Source organism: Muricauda brasiliensis (assembly GCF_003057865.1).
Lineage (GTDB): Bacteria > Bacteroidota > Bacteroidia > Flavobacteriales > Flavobacteriaceae > Flagellimonas > Flagellimonas chongwuensis.
On sequence record NZ_QBTW01000016.1, the window covers coordinates 78533 to 102871 of the forward strand.

Annotated in this window: 27 protein-coding genes; 14 read left to right on the forward strand and 13 right to left on the reverse strand. The window is 40.6% G+C overall.

Annotated features, from left to right (window positions below; translation table 11 throughout):
* Positions 1-72: 72 nt before the first annotated feature.
* Positions 73-711, reverse strand: a complete 639-nt coding sequence (locus DCK90_RS12375) for a peroxiredoxin (protein WP_108246533.1) — start codon at positions 709-711, stop codon at positions 73-75.
* A 145-nt stretch (positions 712-856) separates the two neighbouring features.
* Between DCK90_RS12375 and DCK90_RS12380 the strand changes: the two genes are divergently transcribed.
* The gene (locus tag DCK90_RS12380; protein ID WP_108246534.1) at positions 857-1399 is read left to right on the forward strand and encodes a YfiT family bacillithiol transferase; all 543 of its coding nucleotides are present in this window, start codon (positions 857-859) and stop codon (positions 1397-1399) included.
* Position 1400: 1 nt separating this feature from the next.
* Here the strand turns inward: DCK90_RS12380 and DCK90_RS12385 are convergent, their stop codons facing one another.
* The 4 genes from DCK90_RS12385 to DCK90_RS12400 form a co-directional block, all read right to left on the reverse strand.
* Entirely contained in the window at positions 1401-1943 is a 543-nt protein-coding gene (locus tag DCK90_RS12385) for a GNAT family N-acetyltransferase (protein WP_108246535.1), read from the reverse strand.
* Positions 1944-1949: 6 nt separating this feature from the next.
* Entirely contained in the window at positions 1950-2510 is a 561-nt protein-coding gene (locus DCK90_RS12390; RefSeq protein ID WP_108246536.1) for a thioredoxin family protein, read from the reverse strand.
* A gap of 92 nt (positions 2511-2602) precedes the next feature.
* On the reverse strand, positions 2603-2983 hold the full coding sequence (locus DCK90_RS12395) for a PUR family DNA/RNA-binding protein (RefSeq protein WP_108246537.1): 381 nt from the start codon (positions 2981-2983) through the stop codon (positions 2603-2605).
* 75 nt (positions 2984-3058) lie between these two features.
* The gene (locus DCK90_RS12400) at positions 3059-4813 is read right to left on the reverse strand and encodes an ABC transporter ATP-binding protein (protein WP_108246538.1); all 1755 of its coding nucleotides are present in this window, start codon (positions 4811-4813) and stop codon (positions 3059-3061) included.
* A 181-nt stretch (positions 4814-4994) separates the two neighbouring features.
* Here DCK90_RS12400 and nusB point away from each other — a divergent pair, with 181 nt between their 5' ends.
* The 4 genes from nusB to DCK90_RS12420 all read left to right on the forward strand — a co-directional run bounded on the left by nusB (position 4995) and on the right by DCK90_RS12420 (position 8204).
* Positions 4995-5942: a transcription antitermination factor NusB gene (gene nusB, locus DCK90_RS12405; protein ID WP_108246539.1), complete on the forward strand. Its 948-nt coding sequence runs from the start codon at positions 4995-4997 to the stop codon at positions 5940-5942.
* Between the two features lie 38 nt (positions 5943-5980).
* Positions 5981-6457 (forward strand): DUF1573 domain-containing protein, encoded by a 477-nt coding sequence (locus DCK90_RS12410; RefSeq protein WP_108246540.1) that lies wholly within the window; start codon positions 5981-5983, stop codon positions 6455-6457.
* 14 nt (positions 6458-6471) lie between these two features.
* Positions 6472-6762, forward strand: coding sequence for a preprotein translocase subunit YajC (gene yajC / locus DCK90_RS12415; protein WP_108246541.1), 291 nt, complete (start codon positions 6472-6474; stop codon positions 6760-6762).
* Between the two features lie 92 nt (positions 6763-6854).
* Positions 6855-8204 (forward strand): Gfo/Idh/MocA family protein, encoded by a 1350-nt coding sequence (locus DCK90_RS12420; protein ID WP_108246542.1) that lies wholly within the window; start codon positions 6855-6857, stop codon positions 8202-8204.
* A 46-nt stretch (positions 8205-8250) separates the two neighbouring features.
* Here DCK90_RS12420 and DCK90_RS12425 read toward each other — a convergent pair whose 3' ends face one another.
* From DCK90_RS12425 to pepT, 5 genes are all read right to left on the reverse strand, one after another.
* On the reverse strand, positions 8251-9237 hold the full coding sequence (locus DCK90_RS12425) for a hypothetical protein (protein ID WP_108246543.1): 987 nt from the start codon (positions 9235-9237) through the stop codon (positions 8251-8253).
* A 204-nt stretch (positions 9238-9441) separates the two neighbouring features.
* Positions 9442-11157, reverse strand: a complete 1716-nt coding sequence (locus DCK90_RS12430) for a serine hydrolase domain-containing protein (protein ID WP_108246544.1) — start codon at positions 11155-11157, stop codon at positions 9442-9444.
* 64 nt (positions 11158-11221) lie between these two features.
* A complete protein-coding gene (locus tag DCK90_RS12435; RefSeq protein WP_108246545.1) occupies positions 11222-12034 on the reverse strand; it encodes a helix-turn-helix transcriptional regulator in 813 nt (270 codons plus the stop codon).
* A 69-nt stretch (positions 12035-12103) separates the two neighbouring features.
* Positions 12104-12694 carry a YdeI/OmpD-associated family protein gene (locus DCK90_RS12440; protein WP_108246546.1) on the reverse strand — a complete coding sequence of 197 codons (591 nt, stop codon included), beginning with the start codon at positions 12692-12694 and terminating at the stop codon, positions 12104-12106.
* Positions 12695-12696: 2 nt separating this feature from the next.
* Positions 12697-13926, reverse strand: a complete 1230-nt coding sequence (gene pepT / locus DCK90_RS12445) for a peptidase T (RefSeq protein WP_108246547.1) — start codon at positions 13924-13926, stop codon at positions 12697-12699.
* A gap of 160 nt (positions 13927-14086) precedes the next feature.
* On the opposite strand from pepT, the gene DCK90_RS12450 reads away from it, so the two are divergent.
* From DCK90_RS12450 to DCK90_RS12470, 5 genes are all read left to right on the forward strand, one after another.
* Complete coding sequence (locus DCK90_RS12450; RefSeq protein ID WP_159075832.1) at positions 14087-14449, forward strand: hypothetical protein; 363 nt, start codon at positions 14087-14089, stop codon at positions 14447-14449.
* Positions 14450-14505: 56 nt separating this feature from the next.
* Positions 14506-15546 (forward strand): quinone-dependent dihydroorotate dehydrogenase, encoded by a 1041-nt coding sequence (locus tag DCK90_RS12455; RefSeq protein ID WP_108246549.1) that lies wholly within the window; start codon positions 14506-14508, stop codon positions 15544-15546.
* A gap of 6 nt (positions 15547-15552) precedes the next feature.
* Positions 15553-16209 (forward strand): LysE family translocator, encoded by a 657-nt coding sequence (locus DCK90_RS12460; protein WP_108246550.1) that lies wholly within the window; start codon positions 15553-15555, stop codon positions 16207-16209.
* A 21-nt stretch (positions 16210-16230) separates the two neighbouring features.
* Positions 16231-17094, forward strand: coding sequence for a hydroxymethylglutaryl-CoA lyase (locus DCK90_RS12465; protein WP_108246551.1), 864 nt, complete (start codon positions 16231-16233; stop codon positions 17092-17094).
* A gap of 83 nt (positions 17095-17177) precedes the next feature.
* Positions 17178-17696, forward strand: a complete 519-nt coding sequence (locus DCK90_RS12470) for a hypothetical protein (protein WP_108246552.1) — start codon at positions 17178-17180, stop codon at positions 17694-17696.
* On the opposite strand, the gene DCK90_RS12475 is transcribed toward DCK90_RS12470, so the two are convergent.
* Positions 17683-18033 carry a DUF6686 family protein gene (locus DCK90_RS12475; RefSeq protein ID WP_108246752.1) on the reverse strand — a complete coding sequence of 117 codons (351 nt, stop codon included), beginning with the start codon at positions 18031-18033 and terminating at the stop codon, positions 17683-17685. The genes DCK90_RS12470 and DCK90_RS12475 overlap by 14 nt on opposite strands.
* A gap of 152 nt (positions 18034-18185) precedes the next feature.
* Between DCK90_RS12475 and guaB the strand changes: the two genes are divergently transcribed.
* Positions 18186-19658 carry an IMP dehydrogenase gene (guaB, locus tag DCK90_RS12480; RefSeq protein ID WP_108246553.1) on the forward strand — a complete coding sequence of 491 codons (1473 nt, stop codon included), beginning with the start codon at positions 18186-18188 and terminating at the stop codon, positions 19656-19658.
* A 30-nt stretch (positions 19659-19688) separates the two neighbouring features.
* Here guaB and DCK90_RS12485 read toward each other — a convergent pair whose 3' ends face one another.
* Together DCK90_RS12485 and lysA are read right to left on the reverse strand one after the other, a co-directional pair.
* On the reverse strand, positions 19689-20204 hold the full coding sequence (locus DCK90_RS12485) for a thioredoxin family protein (RefSeq protein ID WP_108246554.1): 516 nt from the start codon (positions 20202-20204) through the stop codon (positions 19689-19691).
* A gap of 100 nt (positions 20205-20304) precedes the next feature.
* Positions 20305-21543, reverse strand: a complete 1239-nt coding sequence (gene lysA / locus DCK90_RS12490; protein ID WP_108246555.1) for a diaminopimelate decarboxylase — start codon at positions 21541-21543, stop codon at positions 20305-20307.
* 161 nt (positions 21544-21704) lie between these two features.
* Here lysA and DCK90_RS12495 point away from each other — a divergent pair, with 161 nt between their 5' ends.
* The 3 genes from DCK90_RS12495 (at position 21705) to DCK90_RS12505 (ending at position 24337) form a co-directional block, all read left to right on the forward strand.
* Positions 21705-22343 (forward strand): LON peptidase substrate-binding domain-containing protein, encoded by a 639-nt coding sequence (locus DCK90_RS12495; RefSeq protein ID WP_108246556.1) that lies wholly within the window; start codon positions 21705-21707, stop codon positions 22341-22343.
* A gap of 118 nt (positions 22344-22461) precedes the next feature.
* Positions 22462-23655 (forward strand): ADP-forming succinate--CoA ligase subunit beta, encoded by a 1194-nt coding sequence (gene sucC / locus DCK90_RS12500; protein WP_108246557.1) that lies wholly within the window; start codon positions 22462-22464, stop codon positions 23653-23655.
* 346 nt (positions 23656-24001) lie between these two features.
* Entirely contained in the window at positions 24002-24337 is a 336-nt protein-coding gene (locus DCK90_RS12505; RefSeq protein WP_108246558.1) for a hypothetical protein, read from the forward strand.
* Positions 24338-24339 lie beyond the last annotated feature (2 nt).

The following is a 24339-nucleotide window of genomic DNA, read 5'->3' on the forward strand; positions in this document are numbered from 1 at the left end:
GAAAAAATTAAATTGGCTCCAAAGGTACGTTTAATTTATTGGCAATCAGTTTTTTTCTTCAAATAAAATAAATTAAGCTGTTGGATCGGGCGTCAAACGTAGGTATGGTTTTACTTCTTCTACCCCTTTTGTAAAAATATTTTTCGCTTCTTCCGTAGGTATCGCAGGACTAACTACCACTTTTTCACCGTTTTTCCAGTTTGCGGGAGTCGCTACTTTATGGTTTGCTGTTAGCTGCAATGAATCCACAACTCTGAGCAATTCGTAAAAATTACGTCCGGTAGAGGCAGGATAGGTGAGCGTAAGTTTAATTTTTTTATCTGGATCGATAATGAATACCGAACGAACGGTCAACGTATTGTCTGCATTAGGGTGGATCATATCATAAAGGTCGGATACCTTTCGTTCCACATCAGCAACTATCGGAAAGTTGACTTCAGTGCTTTGTGTTTCGTTGATATCCTTTATCCATTCCAAGTGCGAAGCGGCACCATCGACACTCAAAGCCATCATCTTTACATTTCTTTTGTCAAACTCATCCTTGAATTTGGCCGCGGTACCCAATTCAGTTGTGCAAACGGGTGTAAAATCAGCAGGGTGGGAAAACAGAATTCCCCAACTATCCCCAAGATATTCATAAAAGTTCAAAGTTCCTTCTGAAGTTACCGCAGTAAAATCCGGAGCGGTATCTCCCAATCTTAAAGTTGCCATATATTTTAATTTTTAGGTTTATAAATTAGTACTCTACAAAATTACTAGATTATTTGGTTGTCTAGTTGTAAATCAGTTAAAAGTGTATTAAAATACGGCTTTTTGATGAAGCGTGTTATTGCCAAAAAGTTATTATTTTTAGTTTATGGAAAATGAAACCTTGGAACAACTGCGCTATCCGATAGGAAAATTTGAGATTCCTGATGCTATTACAACCGATGATATAGAAAAATGGATCACTGATTTGGAAACACTCCCTCAAAGGTTAAGCGATTTGGTTGCCCCACTTTCGGAGCAACAACTCGAAACCGCTTATCGCCCTGGAGGTTGGACTGTACGGCAGTTGGTTCATCATATTGCTGACAGCCACCATAACAGCTATATGCGTTTTAAGTGGTCGTTGACAGAGGATACTCCGACCATAAAAGCCTACGATGAAAAAGCTTGGGCGGAGTTGTTCGATACAAGAACTGCTCCAATACTCATGTCGTTGTACCATTTGAGTGCTGTACATGCCAAGTTGGTGTATTTGTTGAAGGGTCTTTCGGAAGAAGACTTGCAGCGCAGTTTTATTCATCCTGATGGAAACCAGAAAACTAGTTTAAAGGAAAATATTGGACGCTATGCGTGGCATGGCAATCATCATTACTCGCATATACAAAAATTGGTTGAACGCAAAGGGTGGTAGGCTAAAGTTTTTTGGTCAAAATATACATGGGCTTCTCTTCTGGTTTTACATGAGGAAGAGTTACTTCGCTCTCCCTTTTGATGATAAAACCATTTTTTTGATAAAATTGTACCGGCTTGCCTTTTTGCATGGCATCCAGCCAGATGATTTTTTTGTTGAGTGTTCGGGCCGTTTCTTCAATTATTTGGATTAGTTGTTTGCCAATACCTTTGCCAGAATGCTCTTTCAAAAGATAGATTTTTTCGGCTTTTAATGCCTCGGCATCCGATATTTCATCAACACCACGGTCTTTTAGCAATTTCAGAATGCCAACAGTATGATCTCCCAAGTTGATGAGAAAATTCAAAGCATTGGGGTCCTGTAGTTCGCGTTCTACAACTTCAGATGTAAAACCATTTGAAATGTAAGGTGTCGGGTCATCATTCTCCCATAAATGAAGGTAATTCTCGCGATAGGATTTTATGCCAATGGTCAAGTAGGTTGTAAGGTTATCGTGGTTGACAGGGACCAATGTTACGGTATTGTCCAAAACAGCACAGTTCATTTATAGTTAGGTGTTTTTCCATTTGATGTTACAGCCCAAGCTCGGTTTTTGGCCTTGGTCGACCTCTTTTCCCTGCAGAATAGCGTCCATTGCTTTTTTGAGATCGGTTCCGGTGAGCGGAACATCGTTTCCGGGTCTGGAGCCATCAAGTTGTCCTCTATAAACTAAGGTTAGCTGGGAATCAAAAAGATAAATATCCGGTGTACAGGCTGCATCGTAGTCTTTGGCGACCTCTTGGGTTTCATCATATAAATATGGAAATGTATACCCTTCTTCCTTTGCTTTTTGTTTCATGAGGTCTGGCGAGTCTTGCGGATAGTTTTCCACATCGTTGCTTGAGATGGCTACAAAGGCAATGCCTTTTTTTTGATACTCCTTGGCCAGTTCAACAATCAGCGGGTTTACATGGATTACAAATGGGCAGTGGTTGCATATGAACATTATAACCGTGCCTTTCTCTCCTTTTGCATTGTTCAACGATATGGATGTACCGGAAACGGTATCCAAGAGTTCAAAATTCGGAGCCTTGGTGCCCAAGGGTAGCATGTTGCTGGGTGTCCTAGCCATTGTTCTGTATTTTTTGTTGCGGAAACGCTATGTAAAAATAAAAAACGACCTGCAAAATACAGGTCGTTTTTTATTATTAAAGGAATTATTTTTTAGATGTCGTCGAAACTCACATCGGTAAAGTTGCTTCCGGTGGCAGTTCCATTCTCACTGAAAGTTTCTTCTTCATCTTCCTTTTTAAAATCTTTTTGATGTCTTTCGGAGATGACCTCGCTCCCTTTTTCGTCAATGATGTAGTCCATCATCTCTTCCATAATCTCACGGAAAGCGCTAAAATCTTCTTTGTACAAGTAAATTTTGTGCTTTTTGTAGTGGAAAGAACCATCGTCGTGAGTAAATTTTTTACTCTCTGTTATGGTAAGGTAATAGTCTCCGGCCTTGGTGCTTCTGACGTCAAAAAAGTAGGTTCTTCTTCCTGCTCTTAAGACTTTCGAATAAATCTCTTCCTGATCCATTGTATCTTTCTGGCCCATATGGTATAGTGTATTTAGTACTATGTTGAATTACGTTACCAAAAATGTAAAAAAAAAGCTAATTCAGCAACTTTTTTATGATTCTTTGCCCGAAAGCTGATTAATGTAAAGGTCTTTATAATACCCATCAGTATTATTCAGTTCTTCATGTGTGCCTTCTTGTATGATACTTCCATTGTCCAATACGATAATTTTATCGGCGTTCTTTGCAGACGATACTCTATGGCTCACAATCAATGTGGTCTTGCTTTTTGAAACTTTTTTCAAATTATTGAGAATTTCTTCCTCTGTTTCGGTATCCACGGCCGAAAGGGAATCATCGAACAAATAGATTTTTGGGTCTTTGAGCAATGCCCGGGCAATGGAGACACGCTGTTTTTGCCCTCCACTCAACGTAATCCCGCGTTCACCCAAAATAGTGTTGTATTTTTTGGCAAAGCCTTCGATGTTCTTATGGACGACTGCTTTTTTTGCGACCGCTACAATTTCATCATGGGTGGCGTTCTCATTACCAAAACGGATATTGTTCTCAATAGTGTCCGAGAATAGAAAAGCATCTTGCGGTACGGCACCGATAGAACTTCGTAAACTGTCCAAATTTAGATTTTGAACGGGTACACCATCAATCAGTACCTCACCTGAAGAGGTGTCGTATAAACGTGCCACCAAATCCAATATGGTCGATTTTCCGGAACCTGTTTTTCCTAAAATGGCTACGGTCTGTCCTGCTTTTACCGAGAACGAAACATTTTTGAGGGCCGTGATATTGGTATCCTCGTAGGTGAAAGTCACATTCTTGAATTCGATATCGCCTTTGATAGGGGTAGGCTCCTTTACCATGTTTTGGATGGAGGGTTCCTCTTTCAAAAATTCGTTGATTCGTTTTTGTGAAGCTTCCGCCCGTTGTACAATGGATGTAAGCCATCCTACAATGGCCACGGGCCATGTGAGCATATTCACATATAATATAAATTCTGCAATGATTCCAATGGTTTCAATTTCCCCATTGATGTATTGGCGACCTCCAATATATATAACGAACAGGTTGCTCACCCCGATCAGTAGTATCATCAAAGGAAAGAACCATGCATTTACTTTGGCCAAGGCCATACTGGTATCTTTTCCCTCTTGGGCCAAATCGCGTAGTTCATTATTGATACGAGGCTCAATACTGTATGCTTTGATTACAGAAATTCCCGAAAAGGATTCTTGGGTAAACGTGGAAAGGGTGGATAGAAATTCCTGCACCTTGGTGCTCCTTTTGTGGATTATCTTGCTGATTTGATAAATCAAAACAGATAAGATGGGTAACGGGAGCAGGGTGTAGGCCGCAAGAGTGGGAGCTTTTATGAACATTAGGGGAATCAAGCAGACAAAAAGGGTCAAGGTCTGTATACCGTACATAATGGCAGGTCCACCGTACAATCGCACCTGGTTGATGTCCTCGCTGATTCGGTTCATTAAATCCCCGATTCGGTTTTTCTTGTAAAAATTAAGACTGAGGAGCTGGTAATGGTCGAACACCTCATTTTTGAGGTCATATTCAATATACCGGGATACATTTATAATGGTCTGGCGCATCAGAAAAGTGAACAATCCTGATAAAAAAGCTGCTCCGACAATAATCAAAATGTACTGGAGCAGTAATCCTTTGGCATCGGACAACGTAATCACATCCGACATAAAATCCTCCACGGCCTGGATGGATTTGTTCACGTAAGAGGGCATTACAAGGGAAAAAATCCGTGCAATTATGGTAATCAATATGCCCAATAGCAGTTTAAGCCAATATTTCTTAAAATATTTATTTAAGTGCTTCAGTTCTTTCATAAGAGGGAGAAAGGTGGTTTTTTAGCTTCGATGTAAGCAGACAATCCCGCAAATATATACCATACCTCACAAAGTAAATGTTATAAAACTGATAAGAAAGTAACTTTGGTAGGTAAGAATCAAATATAAGATTACTTTTGCAGTGTGAAAGCCAAATAATGACTTTAAAAGTTCTTTAAACATGTTAACCAGAAGGCACATTAGGGTAAAAGTAATGCAATGTATTTATGCATTGGTGCAATCCAAGGACGATTCGCTTCAAAAGCAGGAAAAGTTCTTAAGAGTGAGTATAGAAAATATGTACGTTCTATATCTTTTGATTTTAAGCCTTTTGGCAGAACTGCATCGTTTGGCCGAAAAACATGTGAGCCACGCTTCCAAAAAATACGTGGCCACCGAAGAAGATAAATATCCCAATCCAGAAAAATTTATAAAAAACCGATTGCTTTTGCAACTGGTCAATAACGAGGCGTTGAAGAATGAACTCTCCAAGCGTAAACTGGACAATTGGTACTTGAACGATGAATATGTAAAGATCATCTACAAGGAAATCATGGGCAGTGATATTTATAAGCAATATATGCTGAACGGGGCCGATGATTATACTGATGACCGTGATGTGGTACTACAACTGTTCAAAGAGATTATAGCTCCCAATGAGAAAATCTACGATTACTTCGAGGATGATAAGCTTACGTGGGTCGATGATTTCCCTATTGTAAATACTTTTTTGGTCAAACGCCTTAAAAAAGCCAAGCCAGATTCTGGAGACCGTTTCTTTTTACCTGCATTGCTCAAGGATCAACAGGATTTGGATTTTGCCAATGATCTTTTGACCAAAACACTTCTTAACGATGGTAAATGGGAGAAAGAAATTGAGGGGAAAACCCCAAATTGGGACAACGACCGTATTGCTGAGATCGACTCCATTATCCTTAAAATGGCAATATGCGAGTTGCTTAACTTCCCGTCCATTCCAGAAAAAGTAACTTTGAACGAGTACTTGGAAATTGCCAAAGAGTATTCCACACCTAAGAGCAGTATATTTATAAACGGGGTGTTGGATAAGTTGGCAAAAGAGTACAAATCGGACGGAAGACTCCAAAAAATAGGTAGAGGTCTACAATAAACAATAATTCCTTAATTTTGGGAAAACAAATTTTAATCATGAAAAGAATAACAACAATTTTTAGTTTGATAGCAGTGGTTGCCCTAACCAGTGTATCATGTAAGGACAAAGCATCGGAAAAAATCGTTGCCGACAATGTGGAGAGCGCTGTTAGCAGAGATGAGGCCGACAAAAAAGTTCCTGTAATGACGTTTGAAAAAACGGAGCACGATTTCGGTACGATTCAAAGAGGAACTCCTCAAGAAACTGTATTTACTTTCACCAATACAGGTGATGCTCCATTGATCATTACAGATGCTAAAAGTAGCTGTGGTTGTACAGTGCCAAACCCTCCAAAGGAGCCTATTGCACCGGGTGAAAAAGGTGAATTGTTAGTGAAATTCAACGGTTCTGGTCAAAACCAGGTGACAAAAACCATTACGGTAACAGCAAACACCGCCAAAGGTTCTGAAATCGTAAGAATCAAAGCATTTGTACAAGCACCAGAAGCTACACCAGCTGGTCCTGTAAAATAATTTAAAAGACCTAAATGGAAAACTTACAGCAGTTTTTACCGCTGATATTGATTTTTGCCGTGGCGTATTTTTTTATGATTCGCCCGCAAATCAAACGTCAGAAGGATGAGAAAAAATTCGCTTCCGAATTAAAAAAAGGAGACAAGATTATTACCAAGAGTGGTTTGCACGGTAAGATTGTGGAATTGAACGACAAGGATTTTTCCTGTGTCATCGAGACCATGGCAGGCCGATTAAAATTCGACCGCTCCGCCATTTCCATGGAAATGAGCAAAAAATTAAATCCTCCAGCTGAAAAAAAGTAAGCGAAAACAGTATATCTTACACCAAGAGCGTCCCTTAGGAATTACATTTCGAGGGACGTTTTTTTTGTATCTTATTCCAAATTTTGAAAAGTATGGGAACCAGAAGACAGTTTGTAAAGCAAAGCAGTTTGGGCGCGGCAGCCATGGGAGCATCAATGGTATTGCCAACCGAGTTGTTGGCATCGATTAGAAAAACCATCAGTCCAAATGATAAAATTCAGGTTGGCCTTATTGGTTGTAAAGGAATGGGTTTTTCCGATTTGAGTTCCATGCTGCAGAACAGCGAGGTGGAAGTTGTAGCCCTTTGCGATGTGGATGAAAATGTGCTTCGCGAAAAAACTGCCGAGCTGGAAAAAGGAGGAATCAAAAAGCCTAAATGGTATTCTGATTATCGAAAACTGTTGGAAGATAAGGATATTCATATCGCGATTATTGGAACGCCGGACCACTGGCATTGCCTACAACTTACGGATGCCATCGATGCAGGTAAGGATGTATATTGTGAAAAGCCCATAGCCAATTCCGTGGCCGAGAGCGATGCCATGCTCGCCAAGGTAAATGCAAGCGACAGAATGGTGCAGATAGGGCAATGGCAACGCAGCGAGCCCCATTTTGTAGATGCCATCAACTATGTGCATTCCGGTAAGCTGGGACAAATAAGATTGGTGAAAACATGGGCGTACCAAGGGTGGATGTCATCCGTTCCCGTGGAGCCCAATGGCCCTGTACCTGCTGGTGTGGATTATGATATGTGGTTGGGACCTGCGGAGAACAGACCCTTCAACCCAAACAGGTTTCACTTTAATTTTAGATGGTTTTGGGACTATGCAGGAGGATTAATGACGGATTGGGGCGTACACTTGATTGATTACGCTCTTTTTGGAATGAAGGCTTCCACACCCAAATCTGTGATGGCCATGGGTGGTAAGTTTGCCTACCCCAAAGATGCGGCCGAAACTCCTGATACTTTACAAACCATTTACGATTTTGGTGATTTTTCCCTTTTGTGGGAGCATGCTACTGGAATTGACGGTGGCAATTACGGGCGTAACCATGGTATTGCTTTTATCGGGAATAATGGAACTCTAGTACTCGACCGAGGTGGCTGGGAGGTAATCCCGGAACATGATCGTCCACATTGGAGTCAAGATTTGGGGCCAAAAATAGAAGCTGTACCGTTACAGCAGGGTGTTGGCCAAGGTTTGGGATTGCATACACAAAACTTTTTGGAAGCAGTAAAGTCGAGGGACAAATCAATCTTGAAAGCCCCGATAAAAATCGGTTATGATGCCGCGGTGGTGAGCCATATGGGGAATATTGCCTACAAAACAGGAGAACGCTTATTCTGGGATGCGGAAAACCATAAGTTTAACCATTCGGAGGCTGATGCTCTAATATCCAAGCAATACCATAATGGATGGAAGTTCCCGAAGATGGGCTAAAAGACAGATTTTTAGTTGAAATTAACAGTGACTGACGGAGCTCGACTTACCGTTCTGCGTCTGTGGCAACTGTTATTTTTCCATTTTGCCACCCTTTGGGTAGGTGTAGGTTCATTCCAGTTTTATTTTCAATATCAATTAAATCATTTCTAAGGGAGATGGTTCGTAATCCGATAACATTTCTATTGTTATTTGTTGTTTCCAAAGCTGCATCATTCGGAATGACTCCAAGAAATCCATAGGATGTTGATTCATGGTTAGTTAAAGCTGCAGTTCGCCAATCTTCAATTTGGGCTAATTCGTACGGTGATATTTCACCTTGTTTCAGTGCAGCTAATAATTTTGGCCTTAAATGAGCGTAGATGGTATCTTTCGAATTGTAATTTATGGATATTGAATTATGATGACTTAAAATCACGGAGCCCCATAGGTTGTTTCCTGTAAGTCGTTCACCTGGATAACCATACTCTTTTAAAATTTGCTCCAGTTGTTCTAACTGTTGCTCGCTATGAGGGGCAAATTTTTTTTCTGAATACCTCCTTTTGGCTTTTTGTCCAATTCTGAACAATGCCCCAAGTGCTTTTTTCTGGTCCTTTTTGAACATTTCATGGACTTGTTCTTTGAGCTGAGGATTTAGTCCCGATAAGTAGGTTTGGTGGAGGGAATCATATTCGGATAAAAGCTTTGACCATTCCGAAGATTTTTTTAATGACTGTAAATTGTCATTTTTTTTTATGCTTTTCAGTGTCCAACCAGCTTTGATTCCCAGTCTGGTGAACTGTAATCCTGATTGATAATCATTTTGATATGCACTGAGCTCAGTAGCGACTTTGATGTCTCTTAAAAACGAGAAATCAAACTGTTTAAATAGAGAATCAAATGTATCAATCGCAGAAGAGTATTTTCCTTCAGCAATCAGCTGTTCACACTCAATTACTTTGGAATGGTAGTTCAGGTAGTTTTCTTGGGCTTTACTTTTGACAGAAAACAAAAGACAGCCAGTAAAAATAAGGGTCAGTGAAAATTTAGTCATAAAACAAAAGAATGTATTTTGACTGTAAATAGCTGTGAATGAATAGTTAAATGTGGCTTCAAGGTTAAACCTGCAGTTAAGATTAACCAATCCCCTTTTCAGTTGACGGATTCATTTTGGTATGTGCTTTTTTTCCAATAAAGCTATCGCGAAGGGGATATACATTTCTAAGATTTGCCCACTGGTGGACAAATGTATATAGGTCTATTGTATCAATGCAGGTAAGATATGTGTTTTGAGAACATCCCTGGATTGATTCCCTTTACCGTTCCTAAAGTTGCCCGCAGTGATTACAACTACTGTACCCAAATCGGGAAGGATAAAAATAAACTGTCCGCCCGCACCTCTGGCTTCAATAGATTTGATTTCTTTACCGTTTATCTCATAGGTGTCGTGCCACCATAGATAACCATATTCATTTTTATCCTTGGTGTCCTGTAAACGACCATACTTTTTAAAGGATTCCTTTACCCAACTTTCGGAAATAATACGTTTTCCATTCCAAGTTCCTTTATTGAGGTACAATTGACCAAACTTGAGCAGGTCACGGGAAGTCAACAGCATACCACCTCCAAAATAAGGTCTCTGTTGGGTGTCATCTGTCTGGTTGATGTAGTTTGTAATGCCCAATGGCTCAAATAGCTTTTCGTCCATATAGGTCTCCAGAGGAGTTTTTAAATGTTCACTCAAACAAATGCCCAATAAAAACGGGTTTGCGGAACCGTAGTCCAAGTAAGTGCCTGGAGCGCGTACCATCGGTGCCTCTAGGACAGTTTTTAACCAATTATCGGAATTGTTGGGGTTCTGGTAGTAATCCTCCGCAGCTTTATTGTTTACATCCAGCCCGGAGCTCATGGTAAGCAGGTGCTGTAACGTTATGTTGGCCTTCAGGGAATCTTTGGTATATTTATATGCCTCAGGTATAAAATCGTACAATTTTTCTTCTGCACTTTTGATGAGACCATCATCGATAGCAATCCCTATTATGGCAGAAGAAATACTTTTCGATGCGGATCGCAAATCGTGAGGAATATGGGCATTATAGCCTCCAAAATAACTTTCGAACACCAGGTTATTGTTTTTGGCTATAAGGATACTGTGCATATTTATCAACTCACCGGTATTGGATGCATTTATCAGCTCCGCAAGCTTACCTTGGTCAATACCGTATTCATTACTGTTAGCCACTTCCCAACCATCTTTTAATAATGGAGGGGTGTTGGTGCTCTGTGGCTCGGCCCTAGGTTCGGAGAAGTATTCCCACCCATCATCAGTATACGTTAAACGGGTAGAGGTTAACACAGACTGACTCAAAAGGATATCCAAGTCAATATGATCTCCCTGTAGATTGGCCCTAAAATTAAACCCTGTATTACTATCCTTGAAGGTGAGCAAGTTGCCATTTTGTTCAAAATTGCTTGACCATGCTCCTCTAAATCGTTGGTCGCCAAAAAATGGATAGCCCGCTAGGCCATTATCGGTTTCTTCCATGTACAACATAATGTCGGAGCTCTGTAGTCCATCGTTGAACATAAAAGGGTTCCATGTTCCTTTATAAGTATCGTCGTCAGCTTTTTTTAAGATTACATGATACAAAAACCTTCCAGTCTTCAGAAATCCGGTCAGTTCTGTTTCATTATCTTCATACTTTAGATCAAAAAAGAGTCCTTCGCCAACAGTGAAAGCCACATTATCGTGACTTTGCGATACTATTTCCTTGTCAATCAGAATATCTTCGTTAGCAATGATCAAGTTGTAACTGTTGTCTCGTAGTTTTTCCAGCGAAACTTTAAAATTGAAACTAGTTTTTTCCGGTAGATGTCCAATCCATTCGCCTGAGTAGGAATGTTCCTTTCCCTGTGCGCAGCTCAACAGCATATTGCAAAGCAGCGCTGTTGATAGAATCCATTGTTTAAGCATTATATTGATATTTTGAAGACAAATGTACCGCCCCGATTATTCCAAAACTTGTATAAAATTAACATCAGAGCTTAGTCTTCAACCTACCTCTATAGGCTTTTGGAGTCATGTTGAAATGTGATTTGAAAACGCGGTTAAAATGACTCTGGTCTGAAAAACCTGACTGGTATGCGATTTCTGTAAGCGAATAATTGGACTGTATTAACAATGGAATGGCAGCTTTTAATTTGCATTGCCTAATGTATTCTCCTAGGCTGGCATTTAGATATTTTGAAGCTGCCCTTGAAATATGCACGGGATGAACACCTAACTGTTGCGATAGGTATTCCAAGCTCAGGGTGTTTTCATCAAAATGAAGTAACTCTTTTAGTCCATCAACCCATTCGGGCCGTTTCTTTGATTCGACCGATTGCTCGGTTTTGAGGGAATCACATATTTGAATCAAGATGGATTGAATAGTAAGTTCGCTGTAGTTGTCCATCATGCTAAGTTCCCGATACAATTTTGCGAACAGAAAATGTACTTCGGGGTGCTGTACCAATTTACTTCCTTCCAGAACAGTGAAGGTAATATCATGTTTTTGCAGCCATGATTTCTCAAATTCCAGATGAAAGCCAGCTGCGTTGGTAGAGTGTTTGGACCCGTAATGGGTTTCCTGCCAATTATTGAACATTAAGCTGCCGGTAGGGCATAAAGTGGTCGCTTTTTTGTTACAATCCTTCATGTTGCCCTGCAGTACGTACATAAAATAAGGGTTTTCATGATAGTGCCAATCCGTTTGTATTCCGGTGTAACTGTATTTTGAAAGCGTTATTCCGTCATGGCGTAACTCCGAGTTTTTGTTACCATAGTATTCGCCGCTAGATAAGATTTTCATTGATGATTTTTGATTGATGATGCAAATTTACACTCAATATAAGCGAATTATAGATGTAAGCCTATGATTTTAGCGATAAGTATCATTCAACCCAACACCCACTTTAATCATGGGAAGTATTTTTTCCAATCTGCGCAGTTTGGTTTTCTCCTGTTTAGCCTCGGCAATGTACTCGCAGAATTCTTTTTGTTTGTAGGGAGTAAATTTTTCAAAAGCTGTCCTTAGTTCGCGATTTTGGTCCAATTCAGCTTGTAATAATTGGGGAATGGTAACTTTCTTGGTCTTCTCGGCTTGCACTTCCAATCCCTTTTTTTGATTTTCCAAAGCTTCATTCATATAGGCCAGTACATCCTTTTGGTTAATTTCTTCCCAATTGTGGAACTTCCAATGGCGCATACCTTTGGTTTTGCCTTCTTGTGCATTTTCTAGTACGTCTTGCGGATCCTTTAGATATACCCCGTTAAAAAACCAAACACCGAAATAGCTCTTGAACTTTCCAATGCCAAATACATTTTTGCCATCCAATGTATAAACAGGTATACTCCATTTAAAGTCCTCTACGGCTTCTGTTTTTAGGGCAATCTCTCGCAGTAGAGCAATGCCGCCCTTAAACGGATGCTCGCTTTCGTAAAAAGACTCCAGTTTTTCGATTTTATCCACAACTATCTGATTTGACTAGCGGTAAGTTCGCAAATTTTGGCGATAACCAGCACAGCTTTTTCCATGCTTTCCAAGGGAACATACTCGTATTTGCCATGGAAATTGTGCCCACCGGCAAAGATGTTGGGGCAGGGTAGCCCCATAAAACTGAGTTGGGAGCCATCGGTCCCGCCACGGATAGGTTTAATAATGGGTTCTATTTGGAGAGATTTCATGGCTTCTTCCGCTATTTCTACAATATGAAAGACTGGTTCCACCTTCTCTCTCATATTCTTATACTGATCCTCAATGGTCAGGCTGATGAACTCTCCATATTTTTTGTTGAGTTTGTCCTTGATGTCGATTAAAAGGTCTTTTCTTGCCTGAAAATGCACGGCATCGTGGTCACGGATAATCAAATCTATTTCCGCCTTTTCTATTTCGCCCTTTATTTTATGCACATGGAAAAAACCTTCCCTGCCTGTAGTGTGCTCGGGTACTTCGCTCGGAGGCAAATGGGTTAAATAGTCGTTGGCAATCCCAATGGCATTTACCATTTTGTTCTTTGCATAGCCGGGGTGCACACTTTTTCCGGTAAAGGTAATCTTGGCTTTGGCCGCATTGAAGTTTTCGTATTCCAGCTCGCCCACTTGGCTGCCATCCATGGTGTAGGCCCATTCGGCGCCAAATTTTTCCACATCGAATTTGTGGGCGCCTCGTCCAATTTCTTCATCGGGAGTAAAGGCAATCCTAATTTTTCCATGTTTGATCTCAGGATGTTGAATCAAGTATTCCATGGCGGTAATAATTTCGGCAATACCTGCTTTGTCATCGGCCCCCAGTAGGGTTGTACCATCTGTAGTAATAATGGTTTGTCCTTCGTAGGCCTTTAAATCTTCAAAATAGTCGGGAGAGAGCACAATGTTGTTCAGTTTATTGAGCACAATATCTTTTCCGTCATAATTTTCAATGATCTGTGGCTTTACATTTCTGCCCGAAAAATCCGGGGAGGTATCAAAATGTGAAACAAACCCAATGGTTGGCACTTTCTTTTCAGTATTACTGGGTAAGGTTGCCATAATGTAGGCGTTCTCGTCAATGGAGACCTCCTGCATACCGATTTGATGCAATTCCATCACTAATTTCTTCGCAAGGTCCCATTGTTTTTCTGTACTTGGAGTGGTCTTGGAATAGGGGTCGCTTTGTGTGTCAGTGGTTACGTAATCTAAAAATCGGGACAATAACTTTTCCATGGTCGGTGTTGAATTTCATCAAAAATAATGCTTATTCAGACGTAATTTTGCAAATCAAGAGCATTAATAAGTATCTTTCGCAAACGATTAAATTCAACTTCACTTGAAACCGCTAGTATATTTTCTTTTTTTGATTTCTGGGTTTTATGGAACCTCCCAAATGGATTGCATTTTAGGCGTTGGCGGTAGGGATAACGAGACCATTACCAAAGTTTTTGAACTCACGGAAGAGCAAAAGAAGGACTTGAAAAATTGGAGTGCCGAATTAAAAATCAGGAACGATATTTTTAAGGAACGGGCAGAGTACCTAATGAAACAAAATGAGGACAGCTCGCCCGAAGTTCTGATTGAAGTGTCCAAAAAGTACCAATCCTTTATTGATAGCATGGCAAAAAATGTCCATATGATGGATAAAAGACTGCTGGAAAGTTTCACTCAAACACAATATGATAGGTATTTGAAGCTGTGCAACCAAATGACCCTGCGCCCCATCTATGTAAATAGGTCTGTTGACGAAAATTGACCGAAATGTTAAGAACTGTTTTAAGAGTTTTTATTTTTGTCCAAAATCCATTCTGAATGTACAAAATCCTTATTCGTCCGGTACTTTTTTTGTTTGACCCAGAAGCCGTGCACCACTTTACTTTTAGGGCTATAAAGTTTTTTTCAAGATTGGGTTTGGGCAGTATTTTCCGAAAGATTTTTGTTGTTGATGACCCAAGATTGGAACGGGAAGTATTTGGCATGAGGTTTAAGAATCCGGTGGGATTGGCCGCTGGTTTTGATAAAGATGCCAAACTGTACAACGAGTTTTCGGATTTTGGATTTGGATTTGTTGAAATAGGTACGGTAACCCCAAAACCACAACCGGGCAACCCCAAAAAACGGTTGTTCCGATTAAAGGATGATAAGGCCATTATCAATAGGATGGGGTTCAACAATAAGGGGGTTTTTGAGGCTGTTGAGCAGTTGAAGAAAAGTCATCGCGTAATCGTGGGAGGTAATATTGGTAAAAACAAGGTTACGCCCAATGAGGATGCCTTAAAGGATTATCTCATCTGTTTTGAGGCCTTGTTCGAGCATGTGGACTATTTTGTGGTAAACGTAAGCTCGCCCAACACACCAGGTTTGAGAGAACTGCAGGATAGGGAGCCACTTACCAAATTGCTCAAAAAGTTGAAGAGTCATAATAAAAAAATGGCCAAGAACGCGTCCAAGAAAGAAAAACCGATATTATTGAAGATTGCCCCTGATTTAACGGACGACCAACTATTGGACATCATCGAAATTGTAGCCGATACAAAAATCGAAGGGGTAATAGCAACAAATACCACAATTGCACGAAATGACTTAAAATCGCATTTGACCTTATCTGAGGAAGCTGGCGGTTTAAGTGGAAAACCATTGACCAATAGGAGTACCGAGGTAATCCGATTTTTGGCTGATAACAGCAGAAAGGCATTCCCGATTATAGGTGTCGGCGGTATACACTCCGAAGCTGATGCGCTCGAAAAATTGGAGGCAGGTGCGGATTTGGTGCAGCTGTATACCGGTTTTATATACGAGGGACCGGCACTTGTCAAAAAAATCAACAAGGCCATTTTGGAAAAAATGACTTAAGGTAGTATGTACGGTTTGCTAATATTTCTGGAAACCATCAATTCACCCGTATTGATTGCATTTTTGGTGTCTTCCTTGGTTTTAGCCATTTCACCGGGACCTGATAATATTTTTGTGCTTACCCAAAGTATCAGTAACGGAACAAAATCCGGCCTGGCCACCGTATTTGGATTGGTCTCCGGTTGTTTGGTGCATACCACACTTTTGGCTTTTGGGGTGTCTGAAATCATTAAACAAAGTGATGTTTTGTTTTTTGCCATCAAATTATTTGGTGCCATATATTTATTGTACTTGGCTTATCAAGTTTATCGTAGTGATGCCTCCATTCTTCTGGATGACAAAAACAGAACTACCAAATCACCAAGAAAACTTTTTTGGACCGGTTTCACCATGAATGTGCTTAATCCTAAGGTTACCATCTTCTTTTTGGCATTTTTTCCTGGTTTTTTGTTCAGTGAGAGTCTAAGTACTGTAGTTCAATTTTACATTTTGGGATTACTTTTTATGCTTTCCGCATTCATTGTTTTCGGTACAATTGCAGTTTTGGCGGGTAAAATCACCAAGTATCTTTCGCGTCATCAAAAAACAGGATTCTATTTAAAATGGGTGCAGATAGTTGTTTTTGTGGGGATTGCTCTTTATCTGTTTCTGTCGGAGAAATAAGTGCTATTTTTACGGGAGACTATGCAAAAAGTAAAACTCATAGAATGTCCAAGGGATGCCATGCAGGGTATCAAAACCTTTATTCCTACGGATGAAAAGGTGAAGTATATTCAATCGCTTTTGGGCTGTGGTTTTGATACCATCGATTTCGGAAGTTTTGTATCTCCCAAGGCCATACCGCAAATGCAGGATACCGCTGAGGTTTTGGCAAAGTTGGATTTGTCCCGCACCCGAAGTAAACTTTTGGCCATTGTGGCCAATGTACGAGGCGCTCAAGATGCCTGTGAACACGAAGCTATAGATTATCTGGGTTTTCCATTCTCCATTTCCGAAAACTTTCAGATGCGGAACACACACAAGACGATAGACCAATCGGTGGAAACGCTAAAGGGAATCTTGGAACTAGCAGACGCAAACAACAAGGAGGTGGTCACCTACATTTCCATGGGATTCGGAAATCCATATGGTGATCCATGGAATGTGGAGATAGTAGGGGAGTGGACGGAGAAATTGGCAGATATGGGGACTAAAATCCTATCCTTGTCCGATACCATTGGAAGCTCAACACCAGAAGTAATCGATTATTTGTTCAGCAATCTGATTCCGAAATACCCAGAAATAGAGTTCGGTGCCCATTTGCACACTACGCCCGTTAAGTGGCACGAAAAGGTGGATGCGGCGTACAAGGCCGGTTGCCGCCGTTTTGATGGAGCAGTGCAAGGTTTTGGTGGTTGTCCCATGGCGAAAGACGAGCTGACCGGCAACATGCCCACAGAGAAAATGCTGTCCTACTTTACTACAGAAAAGGCAGATTCAGGTGTTAACTGGATGGTTTTTGAAGCGGCATACAACAAAGCCACTGAGTTGTTTTCCGTGTATCATTGATTCCTTAATCGATTTAAATCCTTCGCTATTTATTTAGATTGAGTCTAAATTGATATCTTTGATGCTTCCAATCATTCATCATTATGAGATATAACGGTCTTTTGCCCAGCTTCCCTAAAGAACTACGTTTTTTTATAGCAACATTCGTATTTGTTTTATCCGTAGGTTATTTCACGGGATTGCTTTTTATCCAAGAAACCGAGTCTACCACCCCGGTTGGCATTGAAGAAAATTACTTGGGCAATGAAGAGGATGAAGATGCCGAGGTGATGAAATTTAAAAAAGGAAATCGGGAAATGTTAACTGTGGTTCACACGCATGTACTCTCAATGTCTCTCATATTTTTTCTTTTGGGTGGATTGGTTTGGCTTACAAAAGCTCCCAAAAAACTAAAGCTATTTTTGACATTAGAACCATTTCTTTCTATTATCCTGACCTTCGGTGGTATCTATGTGATGTGGTCTGGGGTAAGCTGGTTTAGGTACATCGTTATTTTTTCCGGAATTTTGATGACAGTTACCTATACGGGCTCGGCAATTTTGGTGCTTTGGCAATGTCTGTTTCCGAATAAATTCAAAATATCAGGTATCAGTTCTCGATGAATTGATAGTCGATTTCATCGTGACTTAATAATGCTACGCCTTGCTTTTCAAAACACAGTAGGCTTAGTAGTTCACTGACTTCCTCCTTATTTACCAAGATGATGAAATGTTTTTTGCCCACGGAGATGGGAATTTTACGTTGATGGCTCCAATTTTTCAAGTGTTTTTCCCAATAGGGTATATCCAACTGCTCAATATATTCCCTTAAAGCGTCGAGCTCCCACTCATACAGCTCAAAACAAAGGTTGTTGTATAGTAATTGAAATAATTTGGTGTGGTCACAGAAAGTCAATACACCATTTTTCGACCGGTTCATTACATTCAAAAATCTGCACATAAAAAAGATTTGAACCCTAAAGATAACAATTATATAGAATGATTCTAAATAATTGAAGAAAATTCTGAAAGCTTCCAATAACGTAATCCGAACGAGGTGAGGTTATCCAATAAATTAGTGGTATATTTGCACGCAATTAATCCGTAATTGCAATGGAAGCTCACCAGAACAAAATTGTTGGAGAAGGTCTAACGTATGATGACGTTCTTCTTGTGCCGGCATACTCCGAAGTACTTCCCCGCGAAGTAAATATTCAATCAAAATTCACCAAAAACATTACCATAAACGTGCCCATTGTTTCTGCGGCCATGGATACGGTAACGGAATCCCGCATGGCTATAGCCATGGCAAGAGAAGGGGGTATTGGGGTCCTTCATAAAAATATGACTATTGAGCAACAAGCGCTCAAAGTAAGAAAAGTGAAGCGTGCCGAGAGTGGCATGATCATGGATCCCGTGACGCTTCCTCTCAATTCTTTTGTGCGCGATGCCAAAGCGAGCATGAAAGAGCACAGTATCGGGGGTATTCCCATTGTTGATGACAATAAAAAGCTTATCGGAATCGTAACCAATCGGGACCTTCGTTTTGAAAAGAATGATGACAGACCGATATCCGAAGTAATGACATCGGAAAATTTGGTCACTGTGGGCGAAGGAACATCTCTTCAACAAGCCGAGGTCATCCTCCAAGAAAATAAAATCGAAAAATTGCCCGTGGTCAACGATAAGGAGGAACTTATCGGATTGATTACGTTTAGGGATATTACCAAGCTTACCCAAAAACCTATAGCTAACAAAGACCAGTATGGTCGTTTGCGCGTAGCTGCTGCCATTGGTGTTACTGCTGATGCTGTTGATCGCGCTGGAGCGTTGGTGAAATCAGGTGTGGATGCCATCATTATTGATACCGCCCACGGACACACCAAAGGTGTTGTCAGTATCTTAAAAGAGGTCAAGAAATCCTTTCCGGAATTGGAAGTTGTGGTAGGTAATATTGCCACTGCCGAAGCGGCCAAGTATTTGGCAGAAGCAGGAGCCGATGCAGTAAAAGTTGGTATTGGTCCAGGTTCCATCTGTACCACCCGAGTGGTAGCAGGTGTTGGTTTTCCGCAGTTTTCCGCAGTTTTGGAGGTTTCTGCCGCATTAAAGGGTACGGGAGTTCCTGTTATTGCAGATGGAGGAATCCGTTATACCGGGGATATTCCAAAAGCCTTGGCCGCTGGTGCCGACACCGTAATGTTGGGGTCGTTACTGGCCGGAACCAAAGAATCTCCAGGAGAGACCATTATTTATGAAGGTCGTAAGTTCAAATCCTACCGTGGAATGGGTTCTGTTGAGGCCATGAAGCAAGGTAGTAAGGACCGTTACTTCCAAGATGTTGAGGACGATATCAAAAAATTGGTTCCCGAAGGTATTGTTGGGCGTGTGCCTTACAAAGGTGAGTTGGTGGAAAGTATGCACCAATTTATTGGAGGATTGCGCGCAGGTATGGGGTATTGTGGAGCCAAGGATATTGAGACCTTGAAAAACAATGCGCAATTTGTGAAGATAACATCAAGCGGAATTCACGAAAGTCACCCGCATAACGTGACCATCACCAAAGAAAGTCCTAATTATAGTAGATAAAATATCAGGTAGGTAGCTTGCTGGGGAATTTTATTTCCCAGCGTAGCTTTGCCAATCTTTATCCTTGTAAATGTTGTCGCCAAAGTATTTGGCAATCTGCATAAAAGGTTCCACCTGTTGATAACCGGGAACTGGAGACAACATATTTAGGGATTCATCCAAGAAAACAACCGTCGGATAGCTCATTTTTCCCTGTAATAGTGCCGCTGCAAGCTCATGGTAGCCTCTTCTTCCAGAAGGTATGTATTTGAATGTTTTGCCTTGGTATTCAATTGGGTCTTTTCCTTCGGCATCCATTTTTACCATATAGAAGTTGTCCTGCATGTATTTGGAAACCTCAGGGTTCTGAAAGGTGTTTTGGTCCATTTTTTTGCACCATCCACACCAGTCCGTATAAACATCTACAAAGATTTTCTTGGGCTTGGTGTCCGTTTTGGAAAGTTCAACGGCCTCTTCCCAGGATATCCAATTAATATCTTGGGCTTGAACACTAACGCTAGTGAATACTAGAAAAAGTAAGCTGATTTGGGTAAAAATTGAGCGCATAGTCTTGGTTTTTTGACGTAATCGTCGTCGTATCAATACAAAACTAACGAAAATTGTGCCAAAAAAGTATTGTCTTTAACAGTCTTGTATGACTTTGTACCTACTTTACAGTTTGCTTTTTTGATGGTTCAAAAAGTTCCTTCACGTCAACTTGATTGTTCAAGATATCATCAAAGGTTTCCCTTTTTCTAATCAAATGTGCTTTGCCTTGATACCAAAGTACTTCCGCGGGCCTGTATCTGGAGTTGTAGTTGCTTGCCATGGTGAAACAATAGGCACCTGCATTTTTAAAGCAAAGGATATCGCCTTCGGATATCTCATTGATTCTGCGGTTGCTTCCAAAGGTATCCGTTTCACAAATGTACCCCACTACGGAGTAATAACGCTCTCTGCCTTTTGGATTGGAAATATTTACAATTTGATGAGTAGATCCGTACAACATGGGGCGAATCAAATGGTTGAAACCTGAATCGATACTGGCAAAAACGGTAGAGGTGGTTTGCTTTACAACGTTTACTTTGGCCAAAAAGAAGCCAGCTTCACTAACCAAGAATTTCCCCGGTTCAAAAGCTAGGGTCAGTTCTCTGCCATATTCCTTGCAGAACTCATTGAATCTTTTGGTCAATTTTTTGCCCAACTCATCCACATTGGTCTGTATATCACCTTCTTTATATGGAACTTTAAAACCGCTGCCAAAGTCGATGAATTCCAAGTCTTTGAAGTTTTTGGCTGTTTCAAAAAGGATTTCCGAAGCATACAGGAATACATCAATGTCCAAAATATCGCTTCCGGTATGCATGTGTATTCCGTTGATGTTCATATTTGTCAACTCCACAATACGCAATAAGTGTGGAATTTGATGTACGCTGATGCCGAACTTGGAATCGATATGCCCCACAGAAATGTTGGAGTTTCCTCCCGCCATCACGTGTGGATTGATTCGGATACAAACGGGGATGTCAGGATGCTTACTTCCAAACTGTTCCAAAATAGAAAGGTTGTCAATATTCACTTGAACCCCAAGCGCTGCTGCCTCCTCGATTTCTTCTAAAGAAACTCCATTAGGCGTAAAAATGATAGATTCAGGCTTAAAACCGGCCAAAAGTCCCAATTTTACTTCTTGTATGGATACCGTATCGAGACCACTTCCAAGGCTGTTCAACAATCGTAAGATGCTAACGTTCGACAAGGCCTTGGCTGCATAGTTCAGCTTTAGACTTGGTACGCCCTTAAAAGCATTGGTGAGTTTTTTATATTGCGATGTAATCTTATCGGCATCATAAACATATAGCGGTGCACCAAATTGCTCAGTAAGCTGAAGTAAGTCCTTAGAATTCATATTGTACGGTATTTTGAGCAAAACTATATCTTGTTGCTTATACACGCAAGAAATAAAACATTTTTATCAAAATATAACAAGTTGTTTGATTTAAAACAATGATGGTTTTTTCGGAGTTGCGGTTTTAGGTTTTCCTGTGTATTTTTAGGCAAATCGCAACAATGAAACTACCCTTATTTCCATTACAGTCGGTATTTTATCCAGGAGAAACGGTGCCGCTACATATTTTTGAAGACCGTTACAAACAATTGATAAACGATTGTAGAAAGGAGGCCATGACGTTTGGTGTGCCGGTTTATATCAACAATTCTATTTCTTATGGCACCGAGGTACAATTGGTGGAGGTGGTGAATACTTATGATACAGGTGAAATGGATGTCGTTTGCGTAGCGCGTCAAGTTTTTAAGGTGCTGAGCTTTGAAAAGCAGATGGAAGGTAAGCTTTATGGTGGCGGTGAGGTCGAGTTTTTGGATGTCGAGAACGATGCCGACGAAAACTTAAGGGATGAGGTGCTTCAAAAAGTGGAAGAGCTGTATGATATTATGGACGTACCCTTTGCCAAAACATCTCCAAAGCAATTCAACAGTTATTCGCTTGCTCATAAAATGGGGCTTTCCTTTGAGCAAGAATATGAATTATTGCTGATGACCAAAGAGACGGACCGCTTGAATTTTATCAAAGCCCATCTAGAGACAACGACACATGTGCTCAACAAGGTGAACCGAACCAAAGAAGTAATTGAAATGAACGGGCATTTCAAAAATTTTGACCCTTTGGACTTCCAAGATTTTAAGTTGTAGTGATTCCATGGAACAAAAGATGCAATTTATAGGTGCTTATCTTTAATTAATCATTTAACATCTTCAATTTGTCAGCGGTGTTTTCTATTTTTGTCTTCAAACAAAAGTAAATTCACAGATGAATCTTCACGAATATCAAGGAAAAGAGATTTTAGCGAGTTTTGGAGTTAGAATCCAGAGAGGGATAGTTGCCCACAACGCCAAGGAAGCGGTAGATGCCGCAAAACAGCTTACTGAAGAAACCGGAACCGGATGGCATGTAATCAAAGCACAAGTGCATGCTGGTGGCCGTGGTAAGGGCGGTGGTGTAAAACTTGCCAAAAACTTGAAGGAAGTAGAAGAATTGGCAGGTAACATTATAGGAATGAACTTGGTTACCCCGCAAACATCTGCCGAAGGTAAAAAAGTGCACCAGGTTTTGGTGGCCGAGGATGTGTATTATCCAGGTGATAGTGAAACCAGCGAATTTTATATGTCAGTTCTTCTAAATAGAGGTACGGGAAAAAACATGATCATGTATTCTACCGAAGGAGGTATGGATATTGAGGAAGTAGCGGAAAAAACCCCACACTTGATCTTTACAGAGGAGGTAGATCCGGGATTGGGCCTATTGCCTTTCCAAGCCAGAAGGATTGCTTTTAACCTTGGACTTTCAGGAACAGCGTTCAAAGAGATGGTGAAGTTCGTGATGTCTTTGTACAAAGCGTATGTTGAGAGTGATTCCAGTCTTTTTGAAATCAACCCGGTGTTGAAGACTTCGGATGATAAAATTATGGCAGTTGATGCCAAGGTGACCATAGACGATAACGCACTTTACAGAAGAAAGGCTTATGCAGAGATGCGTGACCTTCGTGAAGAAAATCCAATCGAGGTTGAAGCTCGTGAAGTTGGTCTTAATTATGTTGATTTGGATGGAAACGTAGGGTGTATGGTGAACGGCGCCGGTTTGGCGATGGCCACTATGGACTTGATAAAAATGGCAGGTGGTGAACCAGCCAACTTTTTGGACGTAGGAGGTACTGCTGATGCGAAAAGGGTAGAAGAGGCCTTCCGTATTATCCTTAAAGATCCAAATGTAAAAGCAATCCTTATCAACATCTTCGGAGGTATCGTTCGTTGCGATCGTGTGGCCCAAGGTGTTGTGGACGCTTATAAAAACATGGGCGATGCCATCCAAGTGCCAATTATTGTAAGATTGCAAGGAACCAATGCCGAGTTGGCGAAGGAAATTATCGATAACTCAGGTTTGGCGGTACATTCAGCTGTACAGTTTAAAGAAGCAGCAGATAAGGTAGAGGAAGTTTTGAGCTAGTTCAGCCGCATAAAGAATACACAAAGGGCAATGTTTTTTTAACGTTGCCCTTTTTTTGTTCCGCAATCTTCCGTGATAAATTTTAGTGCTTTTCTAGACTGTTAACAATATTCCCTACGTATTGAATGTGTTCCTTGCCATCCTTTGAATTCTTTATAAAGAAAAGGGTTCATTTAGTGATATTGTTACAGTGGCACCTACATTAAACATTTGTTAAATCGTTAAAGAGTGTAACAATTATGTTTTTTTATCGTCTTATTTTTGAGGTGTCATTAAAAAGGGAGCTTAATCAACCCTGAATATTGACACATTGTTAATCATCAATTTTAATCAAAAAACAAAAATCATGAGAAAATTTAAAACGATTACAGTAGCGTTGGCATTTTTTGCAACTATGAGTGCTTTTGCAACAAAAGGAAAGAAAGCTACAAACGACAACAACCTTTCCGGTCAGATTTATGAAATGTTGAAGGACAATCAATTTAATGCCGACCAGAATGAGTTGACAGCAGAAGTGAAGTTCATCGTTAACGAAAAAGGTGAATTGATCGTACTTTCTGTAGAGACCAAAGATGAAGTTTTGGAAGGTTTCGTAAAAAGCCGATTGAACTATAAAAAAGTGCAATTGGACAATGTTGCTCCCGGTAGAGTTTACGAAATCCCAGTACGAATTACCGCTTAATA

Coding starts and splice junctions, on each gene's coding strand:
- DCK90_RS12375 (WP_108246533.1), bottom strand. CDS start 711: ATGGCAACTTTAAGATTGGGAGATACCGCTCCGGATTTTACTGCGGTA.
- DCK90_RS12380 (WP_108246534.1), top strand. CDS start 857: ATGGAAAATGAAACCTTGGAACAACTGCGCTATCCGATAGGAAAATTT.
- DCK90_RS12385 (WP_108246535.1), bottom strand. CDS start 1,943: ATGAACTGTGCTGTTTTGGACAATACCGTAACATTGGTCCCTGTCAAC.
- DCK90_RS12390 (WP_108246536.1), bottom strand. CDS start 2,510: ATGGCTAGGACACCCAGCAACATGCTACCCTTGGGCACCAAGGCTCCG.
- DCK90_RS12395 (WP_108246537.1), bottom strand. CDS start 2,983: ATGGGCCAGAAAGATACAATGGATCAGGAAGAGATTTATTCGAAAGTC.
- DCK90_RS12400 (WP_108246538.1), bottom strand. CDS start 4,813: ATGAAAGAACTGAAGCACTTAAATAAATATTTTAAGAAATATTGGCTT.
- nusB (WP_108246539.1), top strand. CDS start 4,995: ATGTTAACCAGAAGGCACATTAGGGTAAAAGTAATGCAATGTATTTAT.
- DCK90_RS12410 (WP_108246540.1), top strand. CDS start 5,981: ATGAAAAGAATAACAACAATTTTTAGTTTGATAGCAGTGGTTGCCCTA.
- yajC (WP_108246541.1), top strand. CDS start 6,472: ATGGAAAACTTACAGCAGTTTTTACCGCTGATATTGATTTTTGCCGTG.
- DCK90_RS12420 (WP_108246542.1), top strand. CDS start 6,855: ATGGGAACCAGAAGACAGTTTGTAAAGCAAAGCAGTTTGGGCGCGGCA.
- DCK90_RS12425 (WP_108246543.1), bottom strand. CDS start 9,237: ATGACTAAATTTTCACTGACCCTTATTTTTACTGGCTGTCTTTTGTTT.
- DCK90_RS12430 (WP_108246544.1), bottom strand. CDS start 11,157: ATGCTTAAACAATGGATTCTATCAACAGCGCTGCTTTGCAATATGCTG.
- DCK90_RS12435 (WP_108246545.1), bottom strand. CDS start 12,034: ATGAAAATCTTATCTAGCGGCGAATACTATGGTAACAAAAACTCGGAG.
- pepT (WP_108246547.1), bottom strand. CDS start 13,926: ATGGAAAAGTTATTGTCCCGATTTTTAGATTACGTAACCACTGACACA.
- DCK90_RS12450 (WP_159075832.1), top strand. CDS start 14,087: ATGGATTGCATTTTAGGCGTTGGCGGTAGGGATAACGAGACCATTACC.
- DCK90_RS12455 (WP_108246549.1), top strand. CDS start 14,506: ATGTACAAAATCCTTATTCGTCCGGTACTTTTTTTGTTTGACCCAGAA.
- DCK90_RS12460 (WP_108246550.1), top strand. CDS start 15,553: ATGTACGGTTTGCTAATATTTCTGGAAACCATCAATTCACCCGTATTG.
- DCK90_RS12465 (WP_108246551.1), top strand. CDS start 16,231: ATGCAAAAAGTAAAACTCATAGAATGTCCAAGGGATGCCATGCAGGGT.
- DCK90_RS12470 (WP_108246552.1), top strand. CDS start 17,178: ATGAGATATAACGGTCTTTTGCCCAGCTTCCCTAAAGAACTACGTTTT.
- DCK90_RS12475 (WP_108246752.1), bottom strand. CDS start 18,033: ATGTGCAGATTTTTGAATGTAATGAACCGGTCGAAAAATGGTGTATTG.
- guaB (WP_108246553.1), top strand. CDS start 18,186: ATGGAAGCTCACCAGAACAAAATTGTTGGAGAAGGTCTAACGTATGAT.
- DCK90_RS12485 (WP_108246554.1), bottom strand. CDS start 20,204: ATGCGCTCAATTTTTACCCAAATCAGCTTACTTTTTCTAGTATTCACT.
- lysA (WP_108246555.1), bottom strand. CDS start 21,543: ATGAATTCTAAGGACTTACTTCAGCTTACTGAGCAATTTGGTGCACCG.
- DCK90_RS12495 (WP_108246556.1), top strand. CDS start 21,705: ATGAAACTACCCTTATTTCCATTACAGTCGGTATTTTATCCAGGAGAA.
- sucC (WP_108246557.1), top strand. CDS start 22,462: ATGAATCTTCACGAATATCAAGGAAAAGAGATTTTAGCGAGTTTTGGA.
- DCK90_RS12505 (WP_108246558.1), top strand. CDS start 24,002: ATGAGAAAATTTAAAACGATTACAGTAGCGTTGGCATTTTTTGCAACT.